2 protein-coding genes are annotated in these 1,537 nt (G+C 46.8%); both read right to left on the reverse strand.

From position 1 onward, the window contains the following. Positions 1 to 589: 589 nt before the first annotated feature. Positions 590 to 1,108, reverse strand: coding sequence for a hypothetical protein (locus BUB69_RS28115; protein ID WP_073173542.1), 519 nt, complete (start codon positions 1,106 to 1,108; stop codon positions 590 to 592). Continuing rightward, a partial coding sequence (locus BUB69_RS28120; RefSeq protein WP_141121928.1) for a polymorphic toxin type 43 domain-containing protein occupies positions 1,105 to 1,537 on the reverse strand: 433 nt, incomplete at its 5' end. The genes BUB69_RS28120 and BUB69_RS28115, both read right to left, overlap by 4 nt.

The raw sequence follows: 1,537 nt of genomic DNA on the forward strand, positions 1-1,537 counted from the left end.
GTGGTGGCGATTTCTTCGAGTTTCTTGCTGGAAACGTCGATGCCCATTCGGGACAGGGTCAGTGATTTAGAGGCTGAACCGCTGCCACCGTCCTGCAACCGCACGCGCTACACAGACATATATGTATCCAGCGAATCAAAGTCAGTCTCAAGTTTCGTTTGATTCACTCAAAGACAATCCTTCTCAAAGTTGAAATATTTTTCACCGGACTCACTCCATCCGATTAAAAGAACGTTTGACCAGCGAATCTTGAGTCTAACGTTCCGTTATTCTGTACAACTTTTAACCCCCAAAAGTCCAGCTCCGCCTGACTAGGCAACTTTCTGTAACGGTTTGCGCCGTTCGCGTTGATATAAATTTTCCCTCCTGGCTCCACTACGCGAGTAGCCTCCAGCAGAAAGTCCATCATCTTCACGCTAGGCCCCATATATGGATTTTTAGCGATTACCTCGCCTAGCGATCCGTCTTTGAAAGGCAGTTTCGTTGCATCAGCGCGGATATCTACGTTGATTGCGGCGGGAGTCTGCGCACTCTTCCCGCCGAACAGCTCAACGGTGGGCTTCGCGCCTCCTGTCGCTTTTGCACCTTGTCACGACGCTTTAAGCTGCTTAACTATTTTCCTAGCCATGTGACGTATTTTTTGAGTCTCTCCAGTTTTACTCAGTACCTCCAATACTGCTTCTAAATTGTTAGGTCTGGGAACAAATGATGCCCACTTCAATGCCAAATCAGACCAGTACTCGCTCTGACTTTTAAGGCCCGTCATAACGACCTTTTCAAAAGGAAATATGTCTACGAACTCTTCGGAGAGTCCATAGAGTTTAAGCCCTTCAGTTATCTTTCCACGAATCACTTCTGGAGCGTCTTCTAACATCGGCAGAAGAAATACACACATGGTTTCGTCGCTGACCGTCTGAACACAGGACTCTGTCGATCTGGCCCAAAGCCCCTTGTCAGTAAGTCCCAAAAGAAAACGACCGTCCGAGAGCTCCGCTACAAGAATCCAATTCAAATCATTTCTTTCGGAGTCGCACTCATTTTTTTTTACCCATGGAATATCTAAACTCATGAGCTCGACTAACAATTTTTTTTTCAGTGCATTTATCATCTTGCTATCCCGGGAGTATGGGTAACATTCACACCATGACTGCTCATAAAGGACTTGAACTGTTCACGAAGCTCGGGAGTCCAGTTCATCCCGTAGTGTCCGCTCCACTCATAGGTCCGAAGCACACCATTTTCCTTCCAGATCCCACCGCCAACAATGGCGTCAGAGGAAGGTATCTTCCCAGCATTTAATATTCCATCATGACCAAATTGATTCCGCCCCATGATGAATCGTTGACTAACAGGATCGTAAATAAAATCAATAGGTTTTGAATTACTCAGTCCTTGTACAGCTTTGGAGGATGAATACACATCACTGACTTCTAAAAAGCCCTTAGGGATGCTCCGATCAACTTGCCGCGCGTCAGCGGCAAGTCGAAAATGCACTCGGCAAACAGCGCTATTCGCTGAAAATGGCCTGGTGCAGCCT

The sequence above is a fragment of the Pseudomonas asturiensis genome (genome assembly GCF_900143095.1).
Lineage (GTDB): Bacteria > Pseudomonadota > Gammaproteobacteria > Pseudomonadales > Pseudomonadaceae > Aquipseudomonas > Aquipseudomonas asturiensis.